The organism is Aquiflexum sp. (genome assembly GCF_977115555.1).
Genome location: NZ_CDSBKL010000414.1, coordinates 1 through 3,477, shown reverse-complemented (window position 1 = coordinate 3,477; position 3,477 = coordinate 1). Strand labels below are relative to the sequence as shown.

Annotated in this window: 3 protein-coding genes; all 3 read right to left on the bottom strand. The window is 40.1% G+C overall.

Annotated features, from left to right (window positions below):
* A partial coding sequence (locus ACZFYI_RS17570; RefSeq protein ID WP_462525428.1) for an MFS transporter occupies window positions 1-713 on the bottom strand: 713 nt, incomplete at its 3' end.
* A 385-nt stretch (window positions 714-1,098) separates the two neighbouring features.
* Complete coding sequence (locus ACZFYI_RS17565; protein ID WP_462525427.1) at window positions 1,099-2,682, bottom strand: M1 family metallopeptidase; 1,584 nt, start codon at window positions 2,680-2,682, stop codon at window positions 1,099-1,101.
* Between the two features lie 280 nt (window positions 2,683-2,962).
* On the bottom strand, window positions 2,963-3,334 hold the full coding sequence (locus tag ACZFYI_RS17560; RefSeq protein ID WP_462525426.1) for a type II toxin-antitoxin system VapC family toxin: 372 nt from the start codon (window positions 3,332-3,334) through the stop codon (window positions 2,963-2,965).
* Window positions 3,335-3,477: the final 143 nt, after the last annotated feature.

Here is a 3,477-nt window from a genome sequence, read left to right as displayed (position 1 = left end):
GTCCAGGTCATGAAACTTTGCTCGATCAACACAAACAAAAATGCAGAAGCGGCAAATACCAAAACCAGAGGTTTGGCTACCAATTTAATCATGTCAAAGAATTCCTCTGAGGCTTTGGTGTTTTCCCTTTTGGATTCCTTTTCATTGATTTCTGCAAAGAAAAGCAACAAAGCCGCTACCAGAGTCATTGCACCCAGGTACCAATAGATGCCCAACCAAGATTGGGAAGTCGGGTCGCTATCGTTGACAAAAAGGCTGAAAAATACATTGCGAAGCAAAACACCCACCATAAAGAATCCCTCTATTGTGCTCATCAGGCTGCTGTGTTCTTTGGGAGAGTCAGTCACCAAACCTATCGTGGCAAAGACGCTTACTTTGATGATGGCAAAAGAAATCCCAACTACCGCAAACAGCATCTTGAAATACCAAAACTCATCGGCAATCACCGGCATCAGAAAGCAAATACCAGCAACGGCAAACAAAGCGATCAACATTCCTTTTCGGATGCCGAGCTTGGGCAAAAAAGAAGCAACGATAAAGGAGAAAATGGCTATCGGAAGGTCTTTGAATCCTTCCAAAACAGAAGCTTCCGCCTTGGTGACGTCGAAGGTCCGCTGCACCTGAAGGATGACCGCCCCCACTGAATTGAGCAACACAGCGAATACCATGTAGTTGAAAATGAGGGAAAGGCGGATGAGGAGTTTTGAGTTCATAAAAGAAGATCACAAAAAGGAAAAGATTGTAAATTTCAAATCCCGCAAAGACACTAAGACACAAATTTGAAATGCTTGAAGGAAAATCTAATATGGAAAATTTATTCCGATTTGACCAAAGAGAATTGATTTTCATTCTTCTTTACTGATTGAATGGAAAAATTTAGTATTGATTGATGGCTTTGTGGCATCTACAAAATAAATAATTCACCAAGTTTTTGGAAAAGCGGGAAAACAAAAAGTCTGAGGGCTTTGAGCCGTCTGACTAGCGTTCTCTTTAAGCCTTCTAAATATCTTTGCGCCCTTGCGTCTTTGCGAGAACCATAATATAGAGCTTGCGAGTTTTTCAATTGTGGCTTTGTGCCATAGTGGGAAAATAAAAGCTTTACTTTTCCAGCAAGTACCACCCATGCGGATCGACCTCTATAGGACCTTCAGTTTTGACCATAACCGGTTTGGCTGAGAGCACATGTCTTTCCAGACCATTGGAAGTCCGGATCTCAACAGGCATAGAAAATAAAATATTAGGCAAGCTTACCGCATAACCTTTCTTTCCTTTTTTGGCTACTTTGACTTTTGGAACACGGATAGATTTGAGATACATATCAAAAAAACCATCCAAATCCTGTTCTGAATAATGTTGGACAAAATCCGTGAAATCCGAGGTTTCGACGAGGTTTTCGTAAATAAATCTTTCATCTGAAACAAATGCTTTAATCATCGGGAAAAAGACTTCGTCCCCCAAATAATAGCGAAGTGAATGGATGATAAACGCCCCTTTGGTGTAGATTTCCCCATGATAGGCATAGTCTGAGGTTGAATTTCTGGGAGAAACTACCGGTCGTGCATTGGCGATTCCTTGGCGCACCGAAGCGACTTTTGCCAGATACGCCTCTTCACCTCCATGTTCAAGATAAAAAAGCCAATCTCCGTAAGCTGTCAAACCTTCATGAATCCAAAAATCCGCCCAATCCTTCACTGAAACCTTGTTCCCAAACCACTCATGACCGAGTTCGTGATGCAGCAACCAATCGTATTGGACCAAGCCCATGGGTACAAACTGGAAATTGTTTCCATAGGCATTGATGGTCTGATGCTCCATACCTAGGTAAGGCGTTTCGACTACTGCGATTTTGTCATTGGGAAAAGGATAAGGTCCAAAGTACTTCTCCAGAGTTTTGGCAGAATTCTCCAAGACATCCAAAAGTGCTTTGGCTTTATCCCTGTTTTCTTGCAGGACATAGACATACATGGGGATTTCCGTTCCGTCTGCACTTACAAAAGTTTTGGATTCCTGATGAAATACCCCCAAAGTGAAATTGATGTTGTAATTGTTGATCGGATATTCAGTCGCCCAATGATAGGTGACTTTATTTTCAGATTTTTTGGTATCAATCAGACGGCCGTTGGAAGCTACGAAATAGGATTCAGGTGCGGTAAAAATCAGATCAACTCCATTCGCCGGTTCGCTCGAAGGATGGTCTAGGCTAGGCATGAAGATTTTTGCACCTTCATTTTGTGAAGACAATCCCATCCAATGGTTATCCAACAGGTCTTTTTCCCAGGTAAATCCACCGGTCCAAGGCGGCCGGATGGCAATCGGCGTTTTGCCACCATAATGGATTTCTACATCATTACAGGTGCAGTCAACGGGAAAAATATCCAAGGTATCCCCAAAGTGCCGGAAGGCAATTTCCTTTCCATCCATGATGATTTTGCTGACTGTATATTCCTCGATGAGGTTCAGTCTAAGTGTATCCAGCCTTTCTTTGGAAGTAAAAGTGACTTTGTTGGAGCCATGGATTTCCTGTTTTTCAGGAAAAATCTCCAATTCAAGTCTGTAATGCATCACCTGAAACTTTGCCTGCAAAGGATCAATCGCACCGCCCCAAGTCCAGTTTTTTTGGATTTGGGAAAAAGCAAAATTAGAGGAGAGAAGGAAAAGGAATAGGATAAAGTTGCGTTTCATGGATTTATGCATGGATGGTTGAGAATTCTCAGGTTTCAATTTGGTAAAAAGTAAGGTAAAAAAGAAAAGGAATTGTTTAATAGAGAAATAGATATGAAAATCCTCTAATTATTATTTTTCAAATTTCCCATTAAACGATACCCTACCAAATATTTACGGAGATAAAATACCCGAATTACAATTTCAAAATGAAATAAATGCAAAATCACAACCTGACTTTCGGGGTACGTCTAGCTGCAATAGCAAAAGATAAGGTGGTTGGGAAAGGATAAGCCTTGCCTTACTTTTCATAAAAAATAAAATCCAGAGGATCAATATTCTTGAAACCTTTGTCTGCCGAGAACAATGGTATATCGAGGTACATTGAGGTTCCGGCAATGATGCTATCAGGCAATTTGATGGGATAATTTTGTCGAAGGTCTATGGTGAATTGTTTTATACTAGCAGTAATATCAATGATAGTACATTGTGACAACAAAAAGTTAATCTTACTTTTTTCCTCTTGAGAAAGCGCTCTGAAACTATATAACTCCAGTTCTGTAACGAAAGAAACATATATATTCTTTCCTTCTAATATGCTTACCAATGTGGAATCTCCCTGCATGAGATAAAGTAAGACATTTGTATCTACCATCAACTTATTTCCATTCATCACGAAGCTTTTTTTGGATTTCCATTGGGCTTTCATCAAGATCAATAATGCCCGAAAAATTAGAAGCTTGAAATCCTTTTTTCTTTTTTGTGGAACCAGCTAAGGTCTTTTGAATTTCTTCTTTTGTAGAACCTTTTTTGATA

Coding starts and splice junctions, on each gene's coding strand:
- ACZFYI_RS17565 (WP_462525427.1), bottom strand. CDS start 2,682: ATGAAACGCAACTTTATCCTATTCCTTTTCCTTCTCTCCTCTAATTTT.
- ACZFYI_RS17560 (WP_462525426.1), bottom strand. CDS start 3,334: ATGAATGGAAATAAGTTGATGGTAGATACAAATGTCTTACTTTATCTC.